Source organism: Agromyces bracchium (assembly GCF_009709675.1).
Lineage (GTDB): Bacteria > Actinomycetota > Actinomycetes > Actinomycetales > Microbacteriaceae > Agromyces > Agromyces bracchium.
The window spans coordinates 31,574-53,822 of record NZ_WMLB01000018.1; the positions used below are offsets into that span (position 1 = coordinate 31,574).

At 72.1% G+C, this 22,249-nt stretch carries 21 protein-coding genes; 10 read left to right on the forward strand and 11 right to left on the reverse strand.

The genetic code is table 11. The features are described from left to right. Positions 1–21: 21 nt before the first annotated feature. Positions 22–681, reverse strand: a complete 660-nt coding sequence (locus GJ743_RS06920; RefSeq protein WP_155051180.1) for a metal-dependent transcriptional regulator — start codon at positions 679–681, stop codon at positions 22–24. Between the two features lie 183 nt (positions 682–864). On the opposite strand from GJ743_RS06920, the gene GJ743_RS06925 reads away from it, so the two are divergent. Further along, positions 865–3,390 (forward strand): rhamnogalacturonan lyase, encoded by a 2,526-nt coding sequence (locus tag GJ743_RS06925; protein WP_155051181.1) that lies wholly within the window; start codon positions 865–867, stop codon positions 3,388–3,390. Between the two features lie 111 nt (positions 3,391–3,501). On the opposite strand, the gene GJ743_RS06930 is transcribed toward GJ743_RS06925, so the two are convergent. Genes GJ743_RS06930 through GJ743_RS06940 form a run of 3 tightly spaced genes read right to left on the reverse strand, consistent with a single transcriptional unit; the run spans position 3,502 to position 6,102 of the window. After that, the gene (locus GJ743_RS06930) at positions 3,502–4,398 is read right to left on the reverse strand and encodes a metal ABC transporter permease (RefSeq protein WP_155051182.1); all 897 of its coding nucleotides are present in this window, start codon (positions 4,396–4,398) and stop codon (positions 3,502–3,504) included. A 1-nt stretch (position 4,399) separates the two neighbouring features. Beyond that, a complete protein-coding gene (locus GJ743_RS06935) occupies positions 4,400–5,188 on the reverse strand; it encodes a metal ABC transporter ATP-binding protein (protein ID WP_155051183.1) in 789 nt (262 codons plus the stop codon). Continuing rightward, positions 5,185–6,102: a metal ABC transporter substrate-binding protein gene (locus GJ743_RS06940; RefSeq protein WP_155051184.1), complete on the reverse strand. Its 918-nt coding sequence runs from the start codon at positions 6,100–6,102 to the stop codon at positions 5,185–5,187. Before GJ743_RS06940 ends, GJ743_RS06935 begins: the two co-directional genes overlap by 4 nt. A gap of 131 nt (positions 6,103–6,233) precedes the next feature. Between GJ743_RS06940 and GJ743_RS06945 the strand changes: the two genes are divergently transcribed. The 4 genes from GJ743_RS06945 (at position 6,234) to GJ743_RS06960 (ending at position 9,106) form a co-directional block, all read left to right on the forward strand. Continuing rightward, entirely contained in the window at positions 6,234–6,905 is a 672-nt protein-coding gene (locus GJ743_RS06945) for a TrmH family RNA methyltransferase (RefSeq protein WP_376862069.1), read from the forward strand. A gap of 46 nt (positions 6,906–6,951) precedes the next feature. Beyond that, a complete protein-coding gene (locus tag GJ743_RS06950) occupies positions 6,952–7,584 on the forward strand; it encodes a TetR/AcrR family transcriptional regulator (protein ID WP_155051185.1) in 633 nt (210 codons plus the stop codon). Between the two features lie 118 nt (positions 7,585–7,702). Beyond that, positions 7,703–8,722 carry a magnesium and cobalt transport protein CorA gene (locus GJ743_RS06955; RefSeq protein WP_328288886.1) on the forward strand — a complete coding sequence of 340 codons (1,020 nt, stop codon included), beginning with the start codon at positions 7,703–7,705 and terminating at the stop codon, positions 8,720–8,722. 15 nt (positions 8,723–8,737) lie between these two features. After that, positions 8,738–9,106: a nuclear transport factor 2 family protein gene (locus GJ743_RS06960; RefSeq protein WP_155051186.1), complete on the forward strand. Its 369-nt coding sequence runs from the start codon at positions 8,738–8,740 to the stop codon at positions 9,104–9,106. 21 nt (positions 9,107–9,127) lie between these two features. Here the strand turns inward: GJ743_RS06960 and cls are convergent, their stop codons facing one another. Together cls and argG are read right to left on the reverse strand one after the other, a co-directional pair. After that, positions 9,128–10,603 (reverse strand): cardiolipin synthase, encoded by a 1,476-nt coding sequence (gene cls, locus GJ743_RS06965; protein WP_328288887.1) that lies wholly within the window; start codon positions 10,601–10,603, stop codon positions 9,128–9,130. Positions 10,604–10,801: 198 nt separating this feature from the next. Further along, positions 10,802–12,229, reverse strand: a complete 1,428-nt coding sequence (argG, locus tag GJ743_RS06970; protein ID WP_155051187.1) for an argininosuccinate synthase — start codon at positions 12,227–12,229, stop codon at positions 10,802–10,804. Positions 12,230–12,448: 219 nt separating this feature from the next. Between argG and GJ743_RS06975 the strand changes: the two genes are divergently transcribed. The 4 genes from GJ743_RS06975 to GJ743_RS06990 all read left to right on the forward strand — a co-directional run bounded on the left by GJ743_RS06975 (position 12,449) and on the right by GJ743_RS06990 (position 16,860). Then, on the forward strand, positions 12,449–13,891 hold the full coding sequence (locus GJ743_RS06975; RefSeq protein WP_155051188.1) for a S8 family peptidase: 1,443 nt from the start codon (positions 12,449–12,451) through the stop codon (positions 13,889–13,891). Positions 13,892–14,093: 202 nt separating this feature from the next. Beyond that, on the forward strand, positions 14,094–14,972 hold the full coding sequence (locus GJ743_RS06980) for an NAD(P)H-hydrate epimerase (protein WP_328288888.1): 879 nt from the start codon (positions 14,094–14,096) through the stop codon (positions 14,970–14,972). Positions 14,973–15,023: 51 nt separating this feature from the next. After that, positions 15,024–15,572 (forward strand): DUF3151 family protein, encoded by a 549-nt coding sequence (locus tag GJ743_RS06985; RefSeq protein WP_196216943.1) that lies wholly within the window; start codon positions 15,024–15,026, stop codon positions 15,570–15,572. A gap of 1 nt (position 15,573) precedes the next feature. After that, the gene (locus tag GJ743_RS06990; RefSeq protein ID WP_155051190.1) at positions 15,574–16,860 is read left to right on the forward strand and encodes an adenylosuccinate synthase; all 1,287 of its coding nucleotides are present in this window, start codon (positions 15,574–15,576) and stop codon (positions 16,858–16,860) included. Between the two features lie 104 nt (positions 16,861–16,964). Here the strand turns inward: GJ743_RS06990 and GJ743_RS06995 are convergent, their stop codons facing one another. After that, a complete protein-coding gene (locus tag GJ743_RS06995) occupies positions 16,965–17,186 on the reverse strand; it encodes a hypothetical protein (RefSeq protein ID WP_155051191.1) in 222 nt (73 codons plus the stop codon). Positions 17,187–17,320: 134 nt separating this feature from the next. Here GJ743_RS06995 and GJ743_RS07000 point away from each other — a divergent pair, with 134 nt between their 5' ends. Continuing rightward, positions 17,321–17,974: a GNAT family N-acetyltransferase gene (locus tag GJ743_RS07000; RefSeq protein WP_155051192.1), complete on the forward strand. Its 654-nt coding sequence runs from the start codon at positions 17,321–17,323 to the stop codon at positions 17,972–17,974. Positions 17,975–18,285: 311 nt separating this feature from the next. On the opposite strand, the gene GJ743_RS07005 is transcribed toward GJ743_RS07000, so the two are convergent. Genes GJ743_RS07005 through GJ743_RS07015 form a run of 4 tightly spaced genes read right to left on the reverse strand, consistent with a single transcriptional unit; the run spans position 18,286 to position 22,188 of the window. Continuing rightward, a complete protein-coding gene (locus tag GJ743_RS07005) occupies positions 18,286–19,752 on the reverse strand; it encodes a sodium/solute symporter (protein WP_166548709.1) in 1,467 nt (488 codons plus the stop codon). Then, on the reverse strand, positions 19,749–20,225 hold the full coding sequence (locus tag GJ743_RS19235; protein ID WP_196216944.1) for a DUF485 domain-containing protein: 477 nt from the start codon (positions 20,223–20,225) through the stop codon (positions 19,749–19,751). The genes GJ743_RS07005 and GJ743_RS19235 overlap by 4 nt, the downstream gene beginning before the upstream one ends. Then, complete coding sequence (locus tag GJ743_RS07010; RefSeq protein WP_328288889.1) at positions 20,222–20,959, reverse strand: LytR/AlgR family response regulator transcription factor; 738 nt, start codon at positions 20,957–20,959, stop codon at positions 20,222–20,224. Before GJ743_RS07010 ends, GJ743_RS19235 begins: the two co-directional genes overlap by 4 nt. Continuing rightward, positions 20,956–22,188 (reverse strand): sensor histidine kinase, encoded by a 1,233-nt coding sequence (locus tag GJ743_RS07015; protein WP_155051194.1) that lies wholly within the window; start codon positions 22,186–22,188, stop codon positions 20,956–20,958. The genes GJ743_RS07010 and GJ743_RS07015 overlap by 4 nt, the downstream gene beginning before the upstream one ends. Positions 22,189–22,249 lie beyond the last annotated feature (61 nt).

A 22,249-nucleotide genomic window follows, 5' to 3' on the forward strand; every position in this document is an offset into this window, starting at 1 on the left:
GGGAGGGGGTTCAGCGACTGCTCAGGCCGTGATCCAGATCCCGGCCGCGGCGGCGCGCGGGATCGCGTGGTCGGCCCCGTCGAGCGCGACGCCGACGGCGGCGGTCGCCGCGGCATCCGTCACCCGCAGTTCGCGGCCCGGCCCGACCCCGGCCGTCTCGAGTTCGCGCAGCACCGCGGGGTCGCGATCGCTGATCCGGATGACGCGGCCCACGTGCCCCGTCGGGGCCTCGTCGAGGCGGATCGCGGGCTCGCTCACGAGCGAGCCGTCGGCTCGGGGGATCGCATCGCCGTGCGGGTCGCGCTCGGGCCGGCCGAGCCGGGTGTCGATCGCCTCGAGCAGCCGGTCGGAGAGCGCATGCTCGAGCACCTCGGCCTCGTCGTGCACCTCGTCCCACGCGTAGCCCATCTCGCGGACGAGCCAGGTCTCGATGAGCCGGTGGCGGCGCACGACCGCGAGCGCGCGGGCGCGCCCGGCATCCGTCAACCGGATGGCACCGTAGGGCACGTGCTGCACCAGCCCCTGGGCGGCCATCTTCTTCACCATCTCGGTGACCGACGAGGGGGCGACGCCGAGCGCCGCGGCGAGCCCGGACGGCGTGATCGCCTCGGGCTGCCACTCGGTGTGACCGTAGATCGTCTTGAGGTAGTCCTCGATCGCGGGGCTGGGGGTCGTCGGCATCGGGCCCCACGATACCCGCGTCCGTTCCGGCGCGGGCGGGGCGAGCAGGCGGGCCGGGCGGATGCCGCGGGGTTGACCGCGCCCCCGTTCGGGGGTAGCGTCGCTCGGGCACGGAAAGCGCTATCCCAGATCGGGACGGCTCAATCCCCACGACGGGCCCTACGCCCAGCAAAGGATTCGACGATGAATCTCGGACACCATCCGTTCCGCGCAGCCCTGGCGGTCGCCGCCGCCGGGTGCCTGATCGCCGGCGTCGCGCAGACCGCGAACGCCGCACCGCCCGACGCCGGCCCGCCCGCGGGCACCCCGCAGCTCGAGGCGCTCGACCGCGGCCTCGTGGCCGTCTCGACCGACGAGGGCGTGTTCCTCTCGTGGCGCCTGCTCGGCTCCGAGGCGACGGGCTCCACCGACACCGGCATGGCCGGGCCCGACTTCGCCGTCTACCGCGACGGCGAGAAGATCGCGACCGTCTCCGACAGCACCAACCACCTCGACGAGGACGGATCGGCCACCGCCGAGTACGCCGTGGCGCCGATCGTGAACGGCGTCGAACTCGAGGCGAGCGCCGCGGCATCCGCCTGGGCCGACGGCGCCTACGACCTGCCGCTGCAGAAGCCCGCCGACGGCGTGACGCCGGTCGGCGAGGCCTTCACCTACTCGGCGAACGACGCCACGGTCGCCGACGTCGACGGCGACGGCGCCTACGAGTTCCAGGTCAAGTGGGACCCGTCGAACTCGAAGGACGTCTCGCAGAAGGGCTACACCGGCACCGTCTACCTCGACACCTACGAGCTCGACGGCACGCTGCTGAATCGCATCGACCTCGGCGTGAACATCCGCGCCGGCGCCCACTACACGCAGTTCATGACCTATGACTTCGACGGCGACGGCCGTGCGGAGACCATGCTGAAGACCGCACCCGGCACGAAGTCGATCACCTACGACGCCGACGGCTCGGTCGCCGCCGAGGCCTTCGTCACCATGCCCGAGGCGGATGTCGCGGCCGGCTACGCGCACGACGACGACTACCGCATGAGCGCCGACGACTACCGCCAGCACCTCGTCGAGATGTTCCAGGGCTGGAGCGAGCACCCCGAGGTGGTCGCCGGGAACTGGCCGGCGACGCTCGAGGAGGCCTTCGGGATTCCCGTCGCCCACGAGTACCCGCTGAGCGAGCAGTCCGCCGAGGAGCTCGTCGACCACTTCATCGACGTCTACGCGCCGAGCCGCAGCAGCCGGAACGACCTCACCACGTTCGAGGGCTTCATCGTCGACGGCCCCGAGTACCTCACGGTCTTCGACGGCGCCACGGGCGAGGAGCTGCAGACCATTCCCTACAGGCCCGGCCGCGGCGACGACGGCCTCCTGTGGGGCGACTACGCGATGAGCCGCATCGAGCCGGGCAACCGCGTCGACCGCTTCCTCGCGGGCGTCGCCTACCTCGACGGCGAGCACCCGTCGGCGGTCTTCGCACGCGGCTACTACACGCGCACCACGATGGTCGCCTACGACTGGGACGGCGAGGCGCTGCAGGAGCGCTTCTTCGTCGACTCCGGCCACGCGCCCATGTCGAACCCGTTCAACGATTCGCCGCACGGCGTCGACGGCACCGACCCCGAGTACGGCGGCATCACGACGCAGGGCTTCCACTCGCTGAGCGCGGCCGACGTCGACGGCGACGGCAAGCACGAGATCGTCTACGGCGCAGCGACGATCGACGACGACGGCAGCGTGCTCTACAGCTCGTACGACGTGCTGCCCGAGGGCAGCGCGGCACCCGGCACGCTCGCGCGCCTCGGCCACGGCGACGCCATGCACGTGACCGACATCGACCCGAACCGCCCGGGCCAGGAGATCTGGACCGTGCACGAGGGCGGCACGTGGGCGCCGTACGGCTCGGTCATGCGCGACGCCGCCACCGGCGAGATCCTGTTCGGCGCCTACTCGGGTCGCGACACCGGTCGCGGCATGATCGGCGACGTGCGGGCGGATGTCGCGGGCACGGAGGTCTGGGCGAGCATGCCCGGCGGCACCGACGCGAGCGGCCTGCTCTCGACCGAGGGCGACATCCTCTCGGCGGCGACGCCCGGCACGAACATGTCGATCCGCTGGGCGGCCGACCTCACGACGCAGATCGTGAACGGCAGCGGCAACGCGACGCCGACGATCGACGACTGGACGCGGGGCACCGTGCTCACGGCGGAGGGCACGCGCACGAACAACTCGACCAAGGGCAACCCGTCGCTCGTCGCCGACGTGTTCGGCGACTGGCGCGAGGAGCTGCTCGTCCGCACCGTCGACTCGAACGCCCTGCGCATCTACACGAGCACCGAGGTCACCGGCCACAAGCTCACGACCCTGATGCACGACCCGCAGTACCGTGCCGAGGTCGCCCGCCAGAACACGACGTACAACCAGCCGTCGTACACGTCCTACTACCTCGCGAGCGACATGGACTTCGCGGGGGTGCCCGTGCTGACGGCCCCGGCGACGCCGGTCGGCCCGACGTTCAAGGACCGCCCCGGCACCGACCACGACGAGGTGCAGATCCCGCACGACCCGGCGTTCGCGTACTCCGTCGACGGCGAGCTCGTGGAGAAGGGCAAGCTCGACGCCGACGGCGAGGTCACGGTGGTGGCCGTGCCCAAGGCCTGGGTGTCGATCGCCGACGGCGCCGACGCGGAGTGGACGGTCGTGTTCGACGACTGAGCCCGTGATGCGGTGACGGATGCCGCGTGCCGCGCGCCGCGGCATCCGTCACCGCCCGACGACCCCGCCCCGGGGGCGCGATCCGTGCCGCGCTCCCGGGGCGGTTCCGCGTCAGGCGGGCTGGCGCTCGGCCTCGGCGGACCGCGCGACCCCGGCGCGACGGCGGCGGGCGGCGGCCAGGCTCCGGCCGATGACCCCGTGCCGCGGCGCGAAGAGATAGACGAGCGCGAACACGACCCCCATGGTCAGCACGACCATGCCGCCGGAGGCCGCGTCGAGGTAGTAGCTGGCGTAGATGCCGACGATCGCGCAGCCCGCGGCGATGGCCGGCGAGATCACGAGCATCCGCGCGAACCGGTCGGTGAGCAGGTACGCGGTCGCTCCCGGGATGATGACCATCGCGACGACGAGCACCACGCCGACGGCCTGCAGCGCCACGACGACCGTGAGCGCGAGGAGCGCGAGCAGCAGCGCGCCGAGCACCTTCGGGTTCAGTCCGATGGCGTGCGCGTGCGTCGGGTCGAACGCGTAGAGCGTAAGGTCGCGGCGCTTGAGCACCAGGACCACGAGAGTGAACGCCCCGAGCACGAGCACCTGCACCAGGTCGGCCGCGCTCACGCCGAGCAGGTTGCCGAACAGGATGTGCCCGAGGTCGGTCTGGCTGGGCACGACCGAGATGAGCACCAGCCCGAGCGCGAAGAGCGTGGTGAAGACCACGCCGATCGCGGCGTCCTCCTTGACCCGGCTCGTCGACCGGACGAGGAAGATCAGCGCGACCGCGCCGAGCCCGAACACGAGGGCTCCGACCGCGAACGGAGTGCCCATCAGGTACGCGATCACGACGCCCGGCAGCACGGCGTGCGAGACCGCGTCGCCCATGAGCGACCAGCCGATCAGCACGAGCCAGCAGCTGAGCACCCCGCACACGATCGCCGCGGTGATCGTGACGAGGAACGCGCGCTGCATGAAGTCGTAGCCGAGCGGTTCGAGCAGCAGGTCGAGCGGCATCTCAGTCGCCTCCGTCGGTGGGGCGTCCGGAAGCGAGGTCGAGCCCGAACGCCCGGGCGAGCTGCTCGGGCCGCAGCGCCTCCTCCGGCGTGCCGTGCAGCAGCACCCGGCGGAGGAGCAGGATCGCCTCGTCGGCGAGGCGCGGCAGCGCCTCGAGGTCGTGGGAGGACACGAGCACGGTCGCGCCGCCGTCGGCGAGCTCGCGCAGCAGGTCGGTGATCGTCGCCTCGCTGCGTTTGTCGACGCCCGCGAACGGCTCGTCGAGCAGGAGCAGGTCGGCGCCCTGCGCGAGGCCGCGCGCGACGAAGGCGCGCTTGCGCTGGCCGCCGGAGAGCGCGCCGATGCGGCGGTCGGCGAGGTCGGCGAGCTCGACGCGATCGAGCGCCTCGGCGACGGCCTCGCGGTCGGCCCGCCGGGGCCGACGGGTGAAGCCCTGGAACCCGTACCGGCCCATCATCACGACGTCGTGCACGCTGAGCGGGAACGACCAGTCGACCTCCTCGCTCTGCGGCACGTAGCCGACGATGCCCGCCCGCCGCGCCTGGCGAGGAGACCGGCCGCCGATCGAGACGGTGCCGCGGTCGGGGCGGATGTTGCCCATGATCGCCTTGAAGAGCGTCGACTTGCCCGACCCGTTCATGCCGACGAGGCCGCAGATCGTGCCCCGGTCGAGCGTCAGGCTCACGTCGTCGAGCGCGAGCACGTCGCCGTAGTGCACCGTGATGCCGCGCACCTCGAGTGCGGGTCCGTCCGTCGAGGGGCGGCGAGCGGATGTCGCGGGGCCGCTCATCGCGCGCCTCCGGTGAGCGCCTCGGTGATGACCTCCGCGTCGTGGCGGAGCAGGTCGAGGTAGGTGGGTACCGGGCCGTCGGGCTCGGAGAGCGAGTCGACGTAGAGGACGCCGCCGAACGCGGCATCCGTCGCCTCGACCACCTGCTGCATGGCCTCGTCGGAGACGGTCGACTCGCAGAACACGGCGGGGACCTGCTGCTCGTCGACGAACTCGATGGTCCCGGCGACCTGCTGCGGCGTCGCCTGCTGCTCGGCGTTCACCGCCCAGAGGTACTGCTCGGTGAGGCCCGCGTCGCGCGCGAGGTACGAGAAGGCGCCCTCGCAGGTCACGAGGGCCCGCTCGTTGTCGGGCAGGGCCGACAGCTCGGCGATCAGCTCGTCGTGCACGGTCTGGAGCTCGGCCCGGTAGTCCTCGCCGTTCGCGGCGTAGTCGTCGGCGTGCGCGGGGTCGAGCTCGGAGAACGCCTCGACCATGTTGTCGACGTAGACCTGCGTGTTGAGGGCCGACATCCACGCGTGGGGGTTGGGCAGGCCCTCGGCCTCGCCGTCGGCGATCGACATGACCTCGACGCCGTCGCTGACGACCACGTGCGGCACGTCGAGGTCGGCGACGAACCGTTCGAACCACGCCTCGAGGTTGAGGCCGTTGTCGAGGATGAGGTCGGCCTGGGACGCGCGCCGCAGGTCGCCCGGCGTCGGCTCGTAGCCGTGGATCTCGGCACCGACCTTGGTGATCGACTCGACGCGCAGGTGCTCGCCCGCGACCTCCTCGGCGATGTCGGCGAGCACCGTGAAGGTCGTGAGCACGACCGGGCGGCCGTCTCCCTGCCCGTTCGCGGACAGGCCCGAGCACCCGCTCAGGGCGAGGGCGGCGGCGATCAGGCTCGTGGCGACGACGACACGTTTCGGCATACCGAAATCGTAGCGGCTTTTCGGCGCACCGAAACCACGCCTCGCGGCACCCCGTCCCTGCCGTGGCGACGTGGGCGCGGCGCGGCGACTACCGTGGTCGCGTGACCGATGACCGAGCGGATATCGCGGGAGTGGAGCCGCCTGTCGGTGCCGCGTCGCACGCCGGTGCCGACGCCCACGACGAGCCCCAACTCCCGCTGCACGGCGTCGGCCCGTGGCCGGGCGGTCGCGCGGCCTGGCCCGACGACCCGCGCTACGACCCCGACCTGCTCGAGCACGGCGACCGACGGAACGTCGTCGACCGCTACCGCTACTGGTCGCTCGACGCGATCGTGGCCGACCTCGACACCCGGCGCCATCCGTTCCACGTCGCGATCGAGAACTGGCAGCACGACCTCAACATCGGCTCGATCGTGCGCACGGCGAACGCCTTCGCCGCCGAGACCGTGCACATCATCGGTCGACGCCGGTGGAACCGGCGCGGCGCCATGGTCACCGACCGGTACCAGCACCTCATGCACCACCCGGACGTGGCCGACTTCACCGCGTGGGCGGCGGCCGAGGGGCTGCCGGTCGTCGCGGTCGACAACGTCGAGGGCTCCGAGCCGGTCGACCTCGTCGAGCTGCCCGAGCGCTGCGTGCTGCTCTTCGGACAGGAGGGACCCGGGCTCAGCGACGAGGCGCTCGCGGCCGCCGATCGGGTGGTCGAGATCACGCAGTACGGGTCGACCCGCTCGATCAACGCGAGCGCCGCGGCGGCGATCGTCATGCACGAGTGGGCGCGGCGGCACGCCCGGCACTGACGCGGATCGGTTGGCCGCGCGGACAAGAGCGCCCTACCATCGGAGGATGGCCACCCGACTCGACCCCGCCGAGCGCCGCGAGCAGATCATCGCCGCGACCCTGCGCCTCGTCGCCCGCGACGGCTTCGCGCGTGTCACGCTCCGCGACGTCGCGGCAGAGGTGGGCGTCGTCCACGGCCTGATCCGTCACTACTTCGCTACGCGCGAGCAGCTCGTCGCCGCCGCGTTCGACGCGGCCGTGCTCGAAGAGGCGAAGGAGGACGAGGAGCTCGCGACGCGACTCGAGCCCATCCCCGCGCTCGCCGACTGGCTCTCGACCACGCCTCGCGACCACTACTTCGTCTGGATCGACGCCTGGAGCGAGGCGCCGCGCAACCCTGAGCTGCACGCGTCGCTCACGCGCCACCACCGGGAGTCCGATGCCCGCCTCGCGGGCATCATCCGACGCATCGTCGACGCGGGCGACGGCACGAGCGCCGACCCCGAGGCCGACGCCCGCACGCTCACCGCGCTGATCGACGGCGTCGCCGTGCAGCACCACGCGCTCGGCCTCATCGACGAGGCGGAGGCCGACCGGATCGCCTTCCGCACGGCCGAGGCGCGGCTCGGGCTCGAACCCGGCGTGCTGGTGCGCTCGCGCGCGACGCCCGAGGCCAGCCGCTGGGCCGTCACTCACTGACGAGTACGGCGACCGCCGCGCAGAACCCGCGGCCGGGCCTGCGGGCGGCGCCGGTATCGGTGCCGCCCCGCGTGCGTGTCGCCGCGGCCTCACGCGACGACGGGATGACACTGGTCCCGTGCCGATCATCGACAACGCCGTGTACCGCGACGGGCGCCGCGTCGCGACGCCCGCGTCGCTCGAGGAGACGTTCGAGACCCGGGAGCGCCACGGCGGCGGATTCGCCTGGATCGGGCTGTACCGGCCGACCGACGCCGAGCTCGACGCCGTGGCCGCCGAGTTCGAGCTGCATCACCTGGCCGTCGAGGACGCGCGGAAGGGGCATCAGCGCCCGAAGCTCGAGCGCTACGGGCAGACGCTCTTCGCCGTCCTGAAACCGGCCCGGTACCTCGACGAGGCCGAGGAGGTCGAGTTCGGCGAGCTGCACGTCTTCGTCGGGCCGGGCTTCGCCATCACCATCCGCCATGCCGAGTCGCCCGACCTCGCCCGGGTGCGCCGGCGCCTGGAGGGCGCGCCCGAACTGCTCGCCCGAGGTCCCGAGGCAGTCCTCTACGCGGTGATCGACGAGGTCGTCGACGAGTACGGCCCGGTCGTGTCGGGCCTCGAGAACGACATCGACGAGATCGAGCAGCAGCTCTTCGACGGCGATCCCGCGGTGACGCGCCGCATCTACGACCTCGCCTCGGAGGTCATGGACTTCCAGCGCGCCACGAAGCCCATCGTCGGGATCCTCGAAGCGCTCGAGCGCGGATTCGAGAAGTACGGCGTCGACCTCGAGCTGCAGCGCTACCTGCGCGACGCCGACGACCACGTGCTCCGGATCGTCGACCGCGGCGAGTCGTTCCGACAGCTCCTGCAGAACGCGCTCGCCGTGCACTCGACGCTCGTCACCCAACGGCAGAACGACGAGATGCAGCGGCTCACCGAGACGAGCCTCCGGCAGAGCGAGGAGGTGAAGAAGATCTCCAGCTGGGCGGCGATCATCTTCGCGCCGACGCTCATCGCCTCGATCTACGGCATGAACTTCCGGTTCATGCCCGAGCTCGACCAACCGCTCGGGTACCCGCTGACCCTGGCCGGCATGGCGGCGTTCGCGGTCGTGCTCTACGTGATCTTCAAGCGCCGCAACTGGATGTAGGCGTAGCGTGTCCGCATGACCGAGATCACCGACGATCTGCCCGCCCGGCTCCTGCACGAGGAGCACGCCGGATGGCGCGCCATCCTCGACGGCCACGGAGGCGAGCACTACGCCCGCGCGATGACCCGCGACGCCGTCATGATCGTCGAGGGGGCCGTGCTCGGCCGCGACGACGTGATCGCGGCCTTCCGCGCCGCGCCCCCGTGGGATGCGTACGAGATCCACGAGCCGGCGATCGTCCGACTCGGCGACCGGGCCGGGATCCTCGCGTACCGTGCGGTGGCGCGCCGCGGCGACGACGTCGCCGACCTGCGGATGTCGACGACCTACCTCTACGACGACGGCGCGTGGCACGTGGCCGCGCACCAGCAGACGCCGGCGTAGCGGCATCCGTCGCCCTCGTCGCTACTGCAGTGCCGAGGTGAGCCGCGCGATGCCGTCGAGGAACGTGGCCGACGCGGGTTCCCGGTTCCACTCCTCGAGCGTCAGCTCGCGGCCGAGCTCACGGTACTTCGCCTCGACCGCGCGCATGTCGGCCACGAACGAGGCGCCGCGCACGAGCATCGTGACCTCGAAGTTCAGCGCGAACGACCGGATGTCCATGTTGCTCGAGCCGATCACCGCGACGTCGTCGTCGATCGACAGGTGCTTGGCGTGCAGGATGAACGGGCCCGGGTAGAGCCAGATCCGCACTCCGGCCGTGAGCAGCGCGCGGTAGTACGAACGCTGGGCGTGCCACACGCCGCCCTGGTCGCCGATCTCCGACACGAACAGCTGCACGTCGAGCCCCCGCAGCTTCGCCGACGTGATCGCGTAGACCATCGCCTCGTCGGGCACGAAGTAGGGGCTCGTGATGATCACCCGCTCCTGCGCCGAGTTCACCAGGGTGAGGAACTGCCGCAAGTTGTTCTCGCTCTCGAACGCCGGGCCGCTCGGCACGACCTGGCAGTCGAGCGCCTCGGCCGAGGTGTCGATCGGCAGGTCGGTCGCGGGCACGTTGGCGTCCTCGCCGAGCACCTCGCCCGTCTCGGCGTACCAGTCGGAGCGGAAGACCGCGTTGAGCTCGGCGACGGCGGGGCCCGTGACCCTGGCGACGAGCTCCTGCCACTTGAGGCCTCGCTTCAGGTTCTTCGGCGAGTCGTAGCTGCGGTCGATGAGGTTCTGCGAGCCCATGTGCCCGACGACGCCGTCGACGACGACGATCTTGCGGTGGTTGCGGAGGTCGGGCCGCTGCCACTCGCCCTTGAACGGGCGGACGGGCAGCAGGTAGTGCCACTCGACGCCGATGCGATCGAGCTCCGCGACCGTGGCCTTGTGCAGCGGGACCTTCGACGAGGCGATGTGGTCCATCAGCAGCCGGACGCGGACGCCGCGGCGGACGGCGTCCTCCATCGCCGCGAAGAAGCCGCGCGTGGTGTCGTCGAGCGCGACGATGAAGAACTCGACGTGGACGAACCGGGTCGCGGTCGCGATGTCGGCCGCCATCGCGTCGATCGAGCCCTGGTAGTCGTCGATCAGGGTCGCGCGGTTGCCCGAGGTCGCCGGCAGGCCCGTGAGTCGGGTGTTCTGCTCGACGGTGGAGTCGAACCACGCGGGCCACGTCGCGTGGTCGGCCACGAGGTCGACGCCGGCGGTGCGCTCGGCGATCATCCGGTCGGCCTCGTCCTGTCGCGCCATCCGCTGCTTGGGCAGTCTGATGTTGCCGATCAGCAGGTAGAGCAGGATCCCGACGAACGGGATGAGGAAGATGGCGAGCAGCCACGCCATCGCGGCCGTCGGCTTGCGGTCGCGCGGGATGATGATGAGCGCGGTGATGCGGATCGCGAGGTCGACGAGGATCACGAGACCCCCGACGACCGCCGCCCACTCGCCGCCGCTCACGGCGTCACCTCGACAGCACCCATACGATCGCCCCCAGTCCACGAGTCCTGAGGTGATCGTATTGGTGCGAGCGCCTCGCCCGACGACCGCGGTGGTTCTTTTCTCAGGAACCACGCGCCGGATCCGACGCTTCTCAGGACGACACGCCGTCGCCTGCGGCGACACGCCGGAGAACTCCTGAGAAACGTACGCCCGTCGTCAGTCGGTGCCGAGGTCGAACGCGGCCGCCTCGTTCGCGGCATCCGTCGCCGCATCGAGCGCGGTCTCGGCCTCGCCCTCGAGGATCTCGGCCGCCCGCCCCGCGGCGATCTCGCCGACGAGCTGGGCGGTCGCACCGCCGACGATGCCGAGTGCGGCGTACTGCTCGAGGCGCGCCCGCGAGTCGGCGATGTCGAGGTTGCGCATGGTGAGCTGGCCGATGCGGTCCTCCGGCCCGAACGCCTGGTCGCCGACGCGCTCCATCGAGAGCTTGTCGGGGTGGTAGCTGAGCGCCGGGCCCTCGGTGTTCAGGATCGTGTAGTCGTCGCCGCGGCGCAGGCGAAGCGTGACCTCGCCGGTCACGGCCGAGCCGACCCAGCGCTGGATGGACTCGCGGAGCATGAGCGACTGGGGGTCGAGCCAGCGGCCCTCGTACATGAGGCGCCCGAGACGGCGGCCCTCGTTGTGGTAGTTCGCGACCGTGTCCTCGTTGTGCACCGCGTTGAGCAGCCGCTCGTACGTGATGTGCAGCAGCGCCATGCCCGGCGCCTCGTAGATGCCGCGCGACTTCGCCTCGATGATGCGGTTCTCGATCTGGTCGCTCATGCCGAGACCGTGGCGGCCGCCGATGCGGTTCGCCTCGAGCACGAGCTCGACCGGGTCGTCGAACTCGACGCCGTTGAGGGCGACCGGGCGGCCCTGGTCGTAGCGGACCGAGACGTCCTCGGCGGGGATCGCGACCGACTCGTCCCAGAAGCGCACGCCCATGATCGGCTCGACGATCGTGACGCCCGCGTCGAGGTCCTCGAGCTTCTTGGCCTCGTGCGTCGCGCCCCAGATGTTCGCGTCGGTCGAGTACGCCTTCTCGACCGAGGCGCGGTAGGGCAGGTCGCGCGCCTGCATCCACTCGCTCATCTCGGTGCGACCGCCGAGCTCGGTGACGAAGGCGCTGTCGAGCCACGGCTTGTAGATGCGCAGGCGCGGGTTGGCCATGAGGCCGTAGCGGTAGAACCGCTCGATGTCGTTGCCCTTGTAGGTCGAGCCGTCGCCCCAGATGTCGACGCCGTCCTCCATCATCGCGCGCACGAGCATCGTGCCCGTGACCGCGCGGCCGAGCGGCGTCGTGTTGAAGTAGGTCTTCCCGCCCGAGCGGATGTGGAACGCGCCGCACTGCAGGGCGACGAGGCCCTCCTCGACGAGCGCGGTCTTCACGTCGACCAGCCGGCTGATCTCGGCGCCGTACTCGAGGGCGCGGCCGGGCACGGCCTCGACATCGGGCTCGTCGGGCTGGCCGAGGTCGGCCGTGTACGTGCAGGGCACAGCGCCCTTCTCGCGCATCCAGGCGACCGCCACGGAGGTGTCGAGACCCCCGGAGAAGGCGATGCCGACGCGCTCGCCGACGGGAAGGCTCGAGAGGACTTTCGACATGCCGACAAGCCTACTTGCGCGCGTGCGCGCGCGACGACGTGCAGCCGACGCGCCGATCGGGCAAGGGCTATCCCCCGGACGGGGGTCGCCGATAGGCTCGCCGGGCCGGCTGCGCGGCCCTACACCGTCGCCGCCGTTCGTCGCATCCACTGGACACGCCGGTCCGACGGTCCATGCTGCCGTCGGTGCACCACTCCACGCACATCGAACGGAGACAGGATGAGGAACCACAAGGTGATCGGCGCGGCAACCGCCGTCGCCCTGGCCGTAGGCCTGGTCGGGACGGCAGCCGTCGCCCCCGCCGCCGCGGTCGGCCCGGAGAGCACCTACCTCGTGCTCGCGCCGCAGGGCGCGAACACGAAGGCCGCGGCCAAGCGCGTCGCGGCCGCCGGCGGCACCGTCGTCGCCAGCTACGACCAGATCGGCGTGCTCGTCGCGACGTCGACGAGCACCGCGTTCGAGACCGCGGTCGTCGGCGGGGGCGTGCAGTCCGTCGCGTCGACCGACGGGCTCGGCACGACGCTCATCGAGGACGAGATCCTCGAGACGGTCGACTCGGCCGCGGTCGAGGCGACCGGCGACCCCACGGCGGAGCCCCTCTGGGCCAACCAGTGGGACATGGAGCAGATCGACGTGCCCGAGGCGCACGCCGTCACGACCGGCGACCCGTCGGTCGTCGTGGGCGTGCTCGACTCGGGCATCGACTACACGCACCCCGACCTCGCGTCGCAGGTCGCGTTCGACCAGAGCGCCTCGTGCCTCGGCGGCGTCGTCGACACCGACCCGGCCGCATGGAAGAACACGACCTCGTCGCACGGCACGCACGTGGCCGGCACGATCGCCGCGGCGATCAACGGCGTGGGCATCGCGGGCGTCGCGCCCGGCGTGAAGGTCGCCTCGGTCAAGGTCGTGAGCGACGAGGGCTTCATCTACCCCGAGGCCGCGATCTGCGCCTACCTGTGGGCCGCCGACCACGGCATGCCGATCACGAACAACAGCTATTACATCGACCCGTGGGAGTTCAACTGCGTGAACGACCCGCGCCAGCGCCCGGTCTGGCAGGCCGTGCAGCGCGCGCTGAGCTACTCGCAGTCGAAGGGCACGCTCACCGTGGCGTCGGCCGGCAACAGCAACGTCGACCTGCAGCACAAGTTCATCGACTCGGGCAGCCCGAACGACGGCAGCGGCCCGGTCGAGGAGCGCGAGGTCAACGGCGCGTGCCGTGACCTGCCCGCCGAGGCGCCCGGCGTCGTGACGGTCTCGGCCGTCGGCCCGACCGAGCAGAAGAGCTACTACTCCTCCTACGGCCAGGGCGTCGTCGACGTCACGGCTCCGGGCGGCGACACGCGCTTCCGTACCGGCGGCGCGTCGTCGACCATCACCGACGCCGTGCTCTCGACCGTCCCGGGCGGCTGGGGCTGGTCGCAGGGCACCTCGATGGCCGGGCCGCACGCGGCCGGCGTCGCGGCGCTCGCGATCTCGGCGCACCCCGACATGAAGGTCGGCCAGCTCGCGTCGTTCCTCGAGCGCACGGCGACCGCGCTGGAGTGCCCGGAGGGCGTCTACGAGCCGCGCCCGGGCTACCCCGCGACCTGCACGGGCGGCGAGCGCAACGGCTTCTACGGAGCCGGCAACGTCAACGCCTTCAACGTCGTCCAGTGACGCACTGAGCGATCGATCCTGAGGGGTCGGGCCCGTCCGGGCCCGGCCCCTCTCGCGTGTCGCGTTCCATGCCGTTCTCAGGATGTTTCGGGCGCGTCGCCGAATCCGTCGGCGTGTCCTCCTGAGAACGGTGACGTGCGGGTCGGCAGGTCCTGAGAAACGTGCGCCTGGCGGGGCGGATGCCTCGGCGTAGGCTCGGCACGTGAGCGCCTCTGATCCACGAGCCGCCGGGCCGTCGCCGCGCGACGGCTACACGGCCGAGCAGGTCCGCGCCGCCGAGCGCCCGCTGCTCGCGGCGGGGGAACCGCTCATGCAACGCGCGGCCGAGGCGCTCGCCGACGAGGTGTCGCGGCTGCTGGCCGAGGCCGTCCCGCGGCGCCGAGTGATGCCGCTCGCGCCGAGTGATACCGCGAGACCGGCATCATTCGGCGAAACCGGCAACACTCGGGCGCCTGACGAGACGACGGATGCGGCGCCGCCGCCGCTCGTGGTCGTCATGGCCGGGTCGGGCGACAACGGCGGCGACGCGCTGTTCGCCGGCGCGCACCTCGCCGCGCGCGGCGCCGACGTGCGGATCGTCGCGGTCGGCTCGCGCCTCCACGAGGCCGGGGCGGATGCGGCCCACGCGGCGGGCGCTCGCGACCTCGACCCCGGGCTCGGCGACGACCCGATCGAGTTCGACGAGGTGGTCCGCGCGGCCGACGTGCTGATCGACGGCATTCTCGGCATCGGGGCGGCCGCGAGCCCCGCGCTGCGGGGGACGGCGCGCGAGGTCGTGGCGCGCGTGCGCGCGGTGCTCGGGCCGGAGTGGGTCGCGCGTGCGGGTCGCGGCACGCGGCATCCGCTCGTCGTCGCGGTCGACCTGCCGAGCGGGATCTCGCCCGACGACGGGAGCGTGCCCGACCCGACGGTGCTGCCCGCAGACCTGACCGTGACGATGGGTGCGGTGAAGGCCGGACTGCTGTTCGGACCCGCGGTGGAACTGGTCGGGCGCATCGTGCTCGTCGACCTCGGGCTCGGCCCGGCGCTCGCCGGGGTGCAGCCGGTCGTCACGAGCGGATGGCGGCACGAGCTGCCCTGATGCCGACGGCGCCCTCCCGGGCCGCCGGAACCCCATGGGTTACGGTTGAGTGTGACTCAGGAACAGACCCCACCGGAGGCCGAGGCGGTGCTCGCCGACGAACCCGAGGTCAGGCGGGCGCTGAGCGAAGCCGACCGTGGGTCGGTCGCCGGGGTCGTCGCCCACCACCCGTCATCGCCCCTCGCCTGGGCCGAACTCGCCGACCTCGCCGACTCCGAGGGGCGCGCGCTCGACGCGTTCGCCTACGCCGTCGTCGCCGTCGACCTCGCACGCGGTTCGCTCGAGGCATCCGGATGGCGCCCTGGCGAGCCCGTGCCCTGGTCGGAGGAGTCGAACCGGGCCTACCTGCGCGCGCTCGACGCCGAACGTCGTGCCGCAGCGCGGCTCGGGCTCGACGAGCGTGCTGCGCGCGCGGCATCCGACCTCGAGGGCGCCGACGCCGAGGCGCCCGCCCGCATCGCATCGGAGTTCACGCCCACCCAGGTCATCACCGTCGTCGGGGCCGCAGCCGGGCTCTTCGCCCCGGCCGTCGGCACCGAGGCCCGCACCGGCGAACCCCTCGCCGAACCCGACGCCGCCGACGCGGCAGGAGAGGACTGACATGCCCGCAGTCGTGCTGATCGGAGCACAGTGGGGCGATGAGGGCAAGGGCAAGGCGACCGACCTGCTCTCCTCGCGCCTCGACTACGTCGTGAAGTTCAACGGCGGCAACAACGCGGGGCACACCGTCGTCGTCGGCGAGGAGAAGTACGCCCTGCACCTGCTGCCCTCCGGCATCCTCACGCCCGGCGTCACGCCGGTGATCGCGAACGGCGTGGTCGTCGACATCGAGGTGCTCTTCGAGGAGATCGAAGGGCTCGAGTCGCGCGGCGTCGACACGTCGCAGCTGAAGATCTCGGCGAACGCGCACGTGATCACGCAGTACCACCGCACGCTCGACAAGGTCACCGAGCGCTTCCTCGGCAAGCGCCAGATCGGCACCACCGGCCGCGGCATCGGCCCGGCGTACGCGGACAAGATCAACCGGGTCGGCATCCGCATGCAGGACCTCTTCGACGAGAACATCCTGCGGCAGAAGGTCGAGGGCGCCCTCGACCAGAAGAACCACCTGCTGCTGAAGGTCTACAACCGGCGCGCGATCGAGGTCGACGAGATCGTCGACGACCTGCTCGGCTACGTCGAGCGGCTCCGCCCGATGGTCACCGACACGTCGCTGCTGCTGCACCGCGCGCTCGAGGCCGGCGAGACGGTGCTCTTCGAGGGCGGCCAGGCCACGATGCTCGACGTCGACCACGGCACGTACCCGTTCGTCACGTCGTCGAACGCGACCTCGGGCGGCGCGGTCACGGGCTCGGGCATCGCGCCGAACCGCATCGATCGCGTCATCGGCATCGTGAAGGCGTACACGACGCGCGTCGGTTCGGGTCCGTTCCCGACCGAGCTGTTCGACGAGTGGGGCGAGTTCCTGGCCGACAAGGGCCACGAGTTCGGCACCACCACGGGCCGCCGCCGGCGCACCGGATGGTACGACGCGCCCATCGCGCGGTACACCGCACGCGTCAACGGCGTCACCGACTTCGTGCTGACGAAGCTCGACGTGCTCACCGGCATCGACCGCATCCCGGTCGCCGTGGCCTACGACGTCGACGGCGTGATCATGGAGGAGGTCCCGGTGTCGCAGTCCGACTTCCACCACGCCAAGCCCGTCTACGAGGAGTTCCCGGGCTGGACCGAGGACATCTCGGGCGCGCGGTCCTTCGACGACCTGCCGCCGAACGCGCAGAGCTACGTGCGCGAGCTCGAGGCGATGTCGGGCGCGCGGTTCTCCGCCATCGGCGTCGGCCCCGGCCGCGACGAGATCGTGCAGCTGCACGACCTGCTCGACTAGCGGCCGCGCGCCCGTACCGGCCTGCAGCGACGACGAGGGGCGGATGCCACGTGGCATCCGCCCCTCGCTTCGTCTCGATGCGGGACGCGCGTCGCTCGTGCCGCCTACGGCTCGGTGCCGATCGACTTGTCGATGTTCGCGCGGGCGTCGTCGACCACGCCGTCGTGCTCGTCGGGCAGGACCTTCTTCACGGCGTCGGCGACGGCGTCGAGGACCGTGTCGCTGACGTCCTCCGCCTGCTCGCTGTTCAGCGCCTCGTCGATCTTGTCCTTGTTCTGCTCCACGAACTCCTGCGCGTTCTTCGCGAGGTCGTCCATCGCTCCCATGGGTGTCCCCTTCCCTCGACAACGGTGTCCCGGGAATCGTACGTACGTGCCGCGGCGGCTCGGAAGGCCGAGCCGCACGGGTCGCGGCCGATTCACAGGCCGGGCGTCGCCGTCGCGCGTGCCAGACTTGCCGGATGCCCGCTCGTCGCCCGCTCGTCCACACGCTCGAAGGTCGCAACGTCGCGCTGACGCCGCTCGGCGAGGACGACTTCCCCTCGCTGCGCGAGGCGATCGGGCGGCCTGAGGTCTTCGCCGGCGGGTTCGGCGGCGGACCGTCCGGACTCCCTTCCGACGATGCGGCGTTCGAGGTGTTCGCCCGCGTCTCCTACACCCCGGCGTCCGATGCGATCCCGTTCGCGGTTCGGCTGCGCGGCGGCCCCGACGACGGCGCGCTCGTCGGCGCCACCAAGCTCGGCGACCTCGACCTGCCGAACGAGTCGGCCCACATCGGCTGGACCGGCTTCGACCCGCGCGTGTGGGGCACGGCCGTCAACCCCGAGGTGAAGCTGCTCATGCTCGGCCTCGCGTTCGACCACGGCTTCGGTCGCGTGAAGCTCCAGGCGGATGCCGTCAACGCGCGCTCGCGCGCCGCGATCGCGAAGCTCGGCGCGAGCTTCGAGGGCGTCCACCGCCGCGCGATGCGCCGCCCCGACGGCACGTGGCGCGACACCGCGGTGTACGCGATCGTCGTCGACGAGTGGCCCGCCGTGCGGGCCGGCCTCGAGGCGCGGCTCGCGGCGTGGGGCGACAGGCCGGTCACGCTGGCAGGATCGCCGCGCGAACGCTAACGGAGGACACGCAGGGCCGTTGCGCGGGTAGTGCCGGCCTGCTCCTCCAGGACACCGACGCGTCGTGACGGGAGCACCGCACCCCGTCTCGCTGAGGGGGTGTCCTCGTGAAACGTGGGGGAAAGGTGGTCCCGTTCTCCTTTTCTCCCGGATCCCGATGGGTGATCGTCGTGCGGCCCTTTCTGCCGGATCCCGGTGGCTGATCGCCCGTTCCGCGGGGTGGCTCGCGGAGATCCGCTCAGACCTCTCGTCGACGGCCCTCTCTCGGTGGGACGACCGCACGCCGGGCCGCATTCCGGCGCGCACGGCGCTCAGCCGCGGTCGCGCTCAGGCAGGTGCAGCCGCGCGAGGAACGCGTCGGTGCCCCGCGGCATCCGTCGCCGGTCGGCGCGCGAGACGAGCACGGTCACGAGCACCGCGATCGGCACCGTCCAGGCGGCAGGTTGCTCGATGAGCGGGCGGATGGCGGGCGCCGCCGCCGTCAGGAGGGCGCCGCCGAGGATCGCCGCCCCCGAGAGCGTCGCGCCGGTGGCCATGCCCGCGATGGCGCCCCGCGCGGTGAGCCCGCGCCACCAGATGCCGAGGATGAGCACCGGACAGAGCGTCGACGCCGTGAACGCGAAGACGAGTCCGACGCTGCCCGCGAGCCCTGCGGGTTCGGTCGCGAACGCGACGACGAGCGGCACGGCCGTCGAGGCGAACGCGGCGATGCGGAAGCCGCGGACGCTGCCGCCGAGGAGGTCCTGCGAGATGACGCCCGCGACGGAGACGACGAGGCCCGACGACGTCGAGAGGAACGCGGCGAACGCGCCGCCGATGACGAGCGCGGTGAGCAGGTCGCCCCAGACGCCGGGCAGCAGGCGGTCGGGCAGCACGAGGACGAGTGCGTCCGCATCTCCGGGCGTCGCGAGGTCGGGCGCGAAGGCGCGGCCGAGCAGCCCGAACAGGGTCGGGAACGCGTAGAACACCGACAGCAGCACGAGCACGATGACGGTCGTGCGACGGGCGGCGGGGCCGTCGGGGTTCGTGTAGAACCGCACGAGCACGTGGGGGAGGCCGAGCGTGCCGAGGAGCAGCGCGACCATGAGCGACACGGTCCGATAGGCATCGAGCGCGCCGGGGCCGTCGGACGCCGGGAACGCCTGTGCGGGCGCGAGCTCGGGCTCGACCGCGCCGGTGACGATGAGCAGCGCGATGACGGGCACCGCGATCGCCGCGAGCTTCAGCCAGAACTGGAACGCCTGCACGAACGTGATCGAGCGCATGCCGCCCGCTGCGACGACGATCGCGACGAGGGCCGCGACGGCGACCGAGCCGACCCAGCTCGGCAGCCCCGTGGTGATCCGCACGGTCAGCGCGGCGCCCTGCAGCTGCGGCACGATGTAGAGCCATCCGATGACGACGACGAGGACGCTCGTGACGCGCCGCACCGCGAGCGACTCGAGCCGCGCCTCGGTGAAGTCGGGGATCGTGTAGGCGCCCGAGCGGCGCAGCGGCGCGGCGACGAAGAGCAGCAGCATGAGGTATCCGGCGGTGTAGCCGATCGGGAACCACATGCCGCCCGAGCCGGTCAGCAGGATCAGCCCCGCGATGCCGAGGAACGACGCCGCCGAGAGGTACTCGCCGCCGATGGCGGACGCGTTCCACCACGGCCGCACGGTGCGACTCGCGACGTAGAAGTCGCTCGTCGTGCGCGAGATGCGCAGCCCGTAGAACCCGATGAGCACCGACACGAGGGCCACGGCGACGATCGCCGCGTACCCGATCGCGGGGCTCACGCGTCCTCCGCGAGCGAGCGGTAGCGGGCCTCGTTGCGCGACGCCGCGCGCACGTAGAGCGCCGCGACGCTGATCGCGAGCGGGTACACCCCGAAGCCGAGGAGCAGCCACGAGACGGGCACGCCCGCGACGAACGCGTCGTCGAGCGCGGGAGCCAGCACGACGACGCCGACGAAGACGATCGTCGCGAGCACGAACCCGCCCGCGCAGATCAGCGCGAGGCGCAACTGCGACCGGATCAGCGAGCGCACGTAGACCGACTGGATGTCGGTCGGCCCGGTGTCGGTGCCGGGTCCGCGCGTGCGCGCGGCGGGGCGGCGGTCGGATGTCGCGGCGTGCGAGTTGCGCGGCGCGGTGACGCGGACGCGGGGCGGTGGGGCCTGCGGTGTGGAGTCGTCGGCGGAGGGTGGTCTCGATACGGGTGCTTCGCGTCCTACTCGACCACCGTCGGCGTCGCGCGGTTCGTCGCTCACGGCCGCGCCCGCGGCGTCGCCGCCTCGAGTCGTTCGCGAAGGCCGGGCAGCAGCCGACGGCTGACCGGCAGCTCGGCCTGCCCGACGACGATCGTCGGCCGGTCGCCGCCGAGCCGGACCCGCGTCACGTGCGGGAGCGCCACGAGGTACGACCGGTGCACGCGCACGAAGCCGGCCTCCGCCCACTGCCGCTCGAGGTCGGACATCGGCACGCGCACGAGGTAGCTCGCCTCGTCGGTGTGCAGCCGCGCGTAGTCGCCCTGCGCCTGCACGTAGCGCACGTCGTCGCGGCGGATCATGCGGGTCGTGCCGCCGAGGGTCACGGCGATCATCTCGGGGCGCGCGGCCGCGGCATCCGTCGCCTGACCCTGGCCCATCGACTCGACCACGCGCGTGACCGACCGGTGCAGCCGCTCGGTGCGCACGGGCTTCAGCAGGTAGTCGACCGCGGCGAGGTCGAACGCCTCGAGCGCGCCCTCCTCGTCGGCGGTGACGAAGACGAACGCCGGCTTGTGCTCGAAGCGCTGGAGCGCGCGGGCGAGGTCGAAGCCCGACAGGCCGGGCATGTGGATGTCGAGGAAGGCGGCGTCGACGGGCTCGCGCGTGAGGATCCGGATGGCCTCGGCGCCCGAGGTCGCGCGGTGGATGGTGCCGATCCGCGGGTCCTGGCCGAGGAGGAACGCGAGCTCGTCCACGGCGGGCTGCTCGTCGTCGGCGATGAGGACCGAGATCACGGCACCAGTCTCCCATCCGGTTCGGCGGGGCGGCCCGAGCGGGCGTCGACGGATGCCGCGGAGCGGCCCGGCTGCGATTTCGGCACGCTCATGCGCACCAGCGTGCCCGCACCGACGTTCGTCTCCACGACGAGCCCGTGCTCGTCGCCGTACACCTGCCGCAGGCGCGCGTCGACGTTGCGGAGGCCCACGTGCTCGCCCGGCGTGCCGCCCGCGAGCACCTGCGCGGCGACCTCGGGGTCGATGCCGACGCCGTCGTCCTCGACGGTGATCTCGGCGAACGCGCCGCGGTCCTCCGCGATGATCGTGATGCGCCCGCCGCCCTCCTTCGCCTCGAGCCCGTGCCGCACGGCGTTCTCCACGAGCGGTTGGATCGAGAGGAACGGGATCACGGTCGAGAGCACCTCGGGCGCGACCTGCAGCGTCACGCGGAGCCGGTCGCCGAAGCGCGCCCGCTCGAGCTTCAGGTACGAGTCGATCGAGCGCAGCTCCTCGGCGACGGTCGTGAAGTCGCCGTGGCGGCGGAACGAGTAGCGCGTGAAGTCGGCGAACTCGAGCACGAGCTCGCGCGCCTTGGCCGGGTCGGTGTTGATGAACGACGCGATCGCGTTCAGCGAGTTGTAGATGAAGTGCGGGCTGATCTGCGCGCGGAGCGCGCGCACCTCGAGCTCCGCGAGCGCCGCGCGCGACGCGTCGAGCTCGCCGAGCTCCACCTGCGCGGCGACCCACTCGGCGACCTCGCCCGTCGCCCGCACGAGCCCGGCGCGGACCCGCCCCGCGAAGGCGACGACCGCGCCCACCGCGACGCCGTCGGCGAGGATCGGCGCGGCCGCGGCATCCGCATCGCCCGACGGGGTCGGCACGCGCCGCTCGACCTGGGGCCTGCCGGTTCCGACCGCCTCGTCGGCGAGCCGCTCCGCGACGGAGACGAGCGTCTCGTCGCCGTCGACCGCGACCGGCCCGCCCGTCATCACGAGCGCGACCGTGTCGGCGCCGAGCATGGACCTCAGGTGCCGCGCTGCGCGCGCGGCATCCGCCTCGGTCATGTCGCCGCGCAGGTGCTTCGCGGCTCGAGACGCCAGGTGCAGCGTCTCGTAGGTCGCGCGCTCGGCATCGGTGCCCAGCTCCTTCGACTGCACCGCGAGGCGCCGCAGCAGCACGACGACGCCCACCGCGAGCGCGCCCGCGACGACGCCGGCAGCGGCGGCGAGCAGCATCGACTCGGGCATGCATGTGACTGTAGCCGTCGTTCGTCGTCGCCCCGCGCCGTTCGTCGCACGGTCGGCGCCG

What these genes read in the sequence shown, in the direction of transcription:
- GJ743_RS07000 (WP_155051192.1), top strand. Translation starts at nt 17,321, where the DNA reads ATGCCCGCTCGTCGCCCGCTCGTCCACACGCTCGAAGGTCGCAACGTC.
- GJ743_RS06940 (WP_155051184.1), bottom strand. Translation starts at nt 6,102, where the DNA reads ATGCCGAAACGTGTCGTCGTCGCCACGAGCCTGATCGCCGCCGCCCTC.
- GJ743_RS06920 (WP_155051180.1), bottom strand. Translation starts at nt 681, where the DNA reads ATGCCGACGACCCCCAGCCCCGCGATCGAGGACTACCTCAAGACGATC.
- GJ743_RS06950 (WP_155051185.1), top strand. Translation starts at nt 6,952, where the DNA reads ATGGCCACCCGACTCGACCCCGCCGAGCGCCGCGAGCAGATCATCGCC.
- GJ743_RS06995 (WP_155051191.1), bottom strand. Translation starts at nt 17,186, where the DNA reads ATGGGAGCGATGGACGACCTCGCGAAGAACGCGCAGGAGTTCGTGGAG.
- GJ743_RS07015 (WP_155051194.1), bottom strand. Translation starts at nt 22,188, where the DNA reads ATGCCCGAGTCGATGCTGCTCGCCGCCGCTGCCGGCGTCGTCGCGGGC.
- argG (WP_155051187.1), bottom strand. Translation starts at nt 12,229, where the DNA reads ATGTCGAAAGTCCTCTCGAGCCTTCCCGTCGGCGAGCGCGTCGGCATC.
- GJ743_RS06925 (WP_155051181.1), top strand. Translation starts at nt 865, where the DNA reads ATGAATCTCGGACACCATCCGTTCCGCGCAGCCCTGGCGGTCGCCGCC.
- GJ743_RS06960 (WP_155051186.1), top strand. Translation starts at nt 8,738, where the DNA reads ATGACCGAGATCACCGACGATCTGCCCGCCCGGCTCCTGCACGAGGAG.
- GJ743_RS06975 (WP_155051188.1), top strand. Translation starts at nt 12,449, where the DNA reads ATGAGGAACCACAAGGTGATCGGCGCGGCAACCGCCGTCGCCCTGGCC.
- GJ743_RS06930 (WP_155051182.1), bottom strand. Translation starts at nt 4,398, where the DNA reads ATGCCGCTCGACCTGCTGCTCGAACCGCTCGGCTACGACTTCATGCAG.
- GJ743_RS06990 (WP_155051190.1), top strand. Translation starts at nt 15,574, where the DNA reads ATGCCCGCAGTCGTGCTGATCGGAGCACAGTGGGGCGATGAGGGCAAG.
- GJ743_RS06935 (WP_155051183.1), bottom strand. Translation starts at nt 5,188, where the DNA reads ATGAGCGGCCCCGCGACATCCGCTCGCCGCCCCTCGACGGACGGACCC.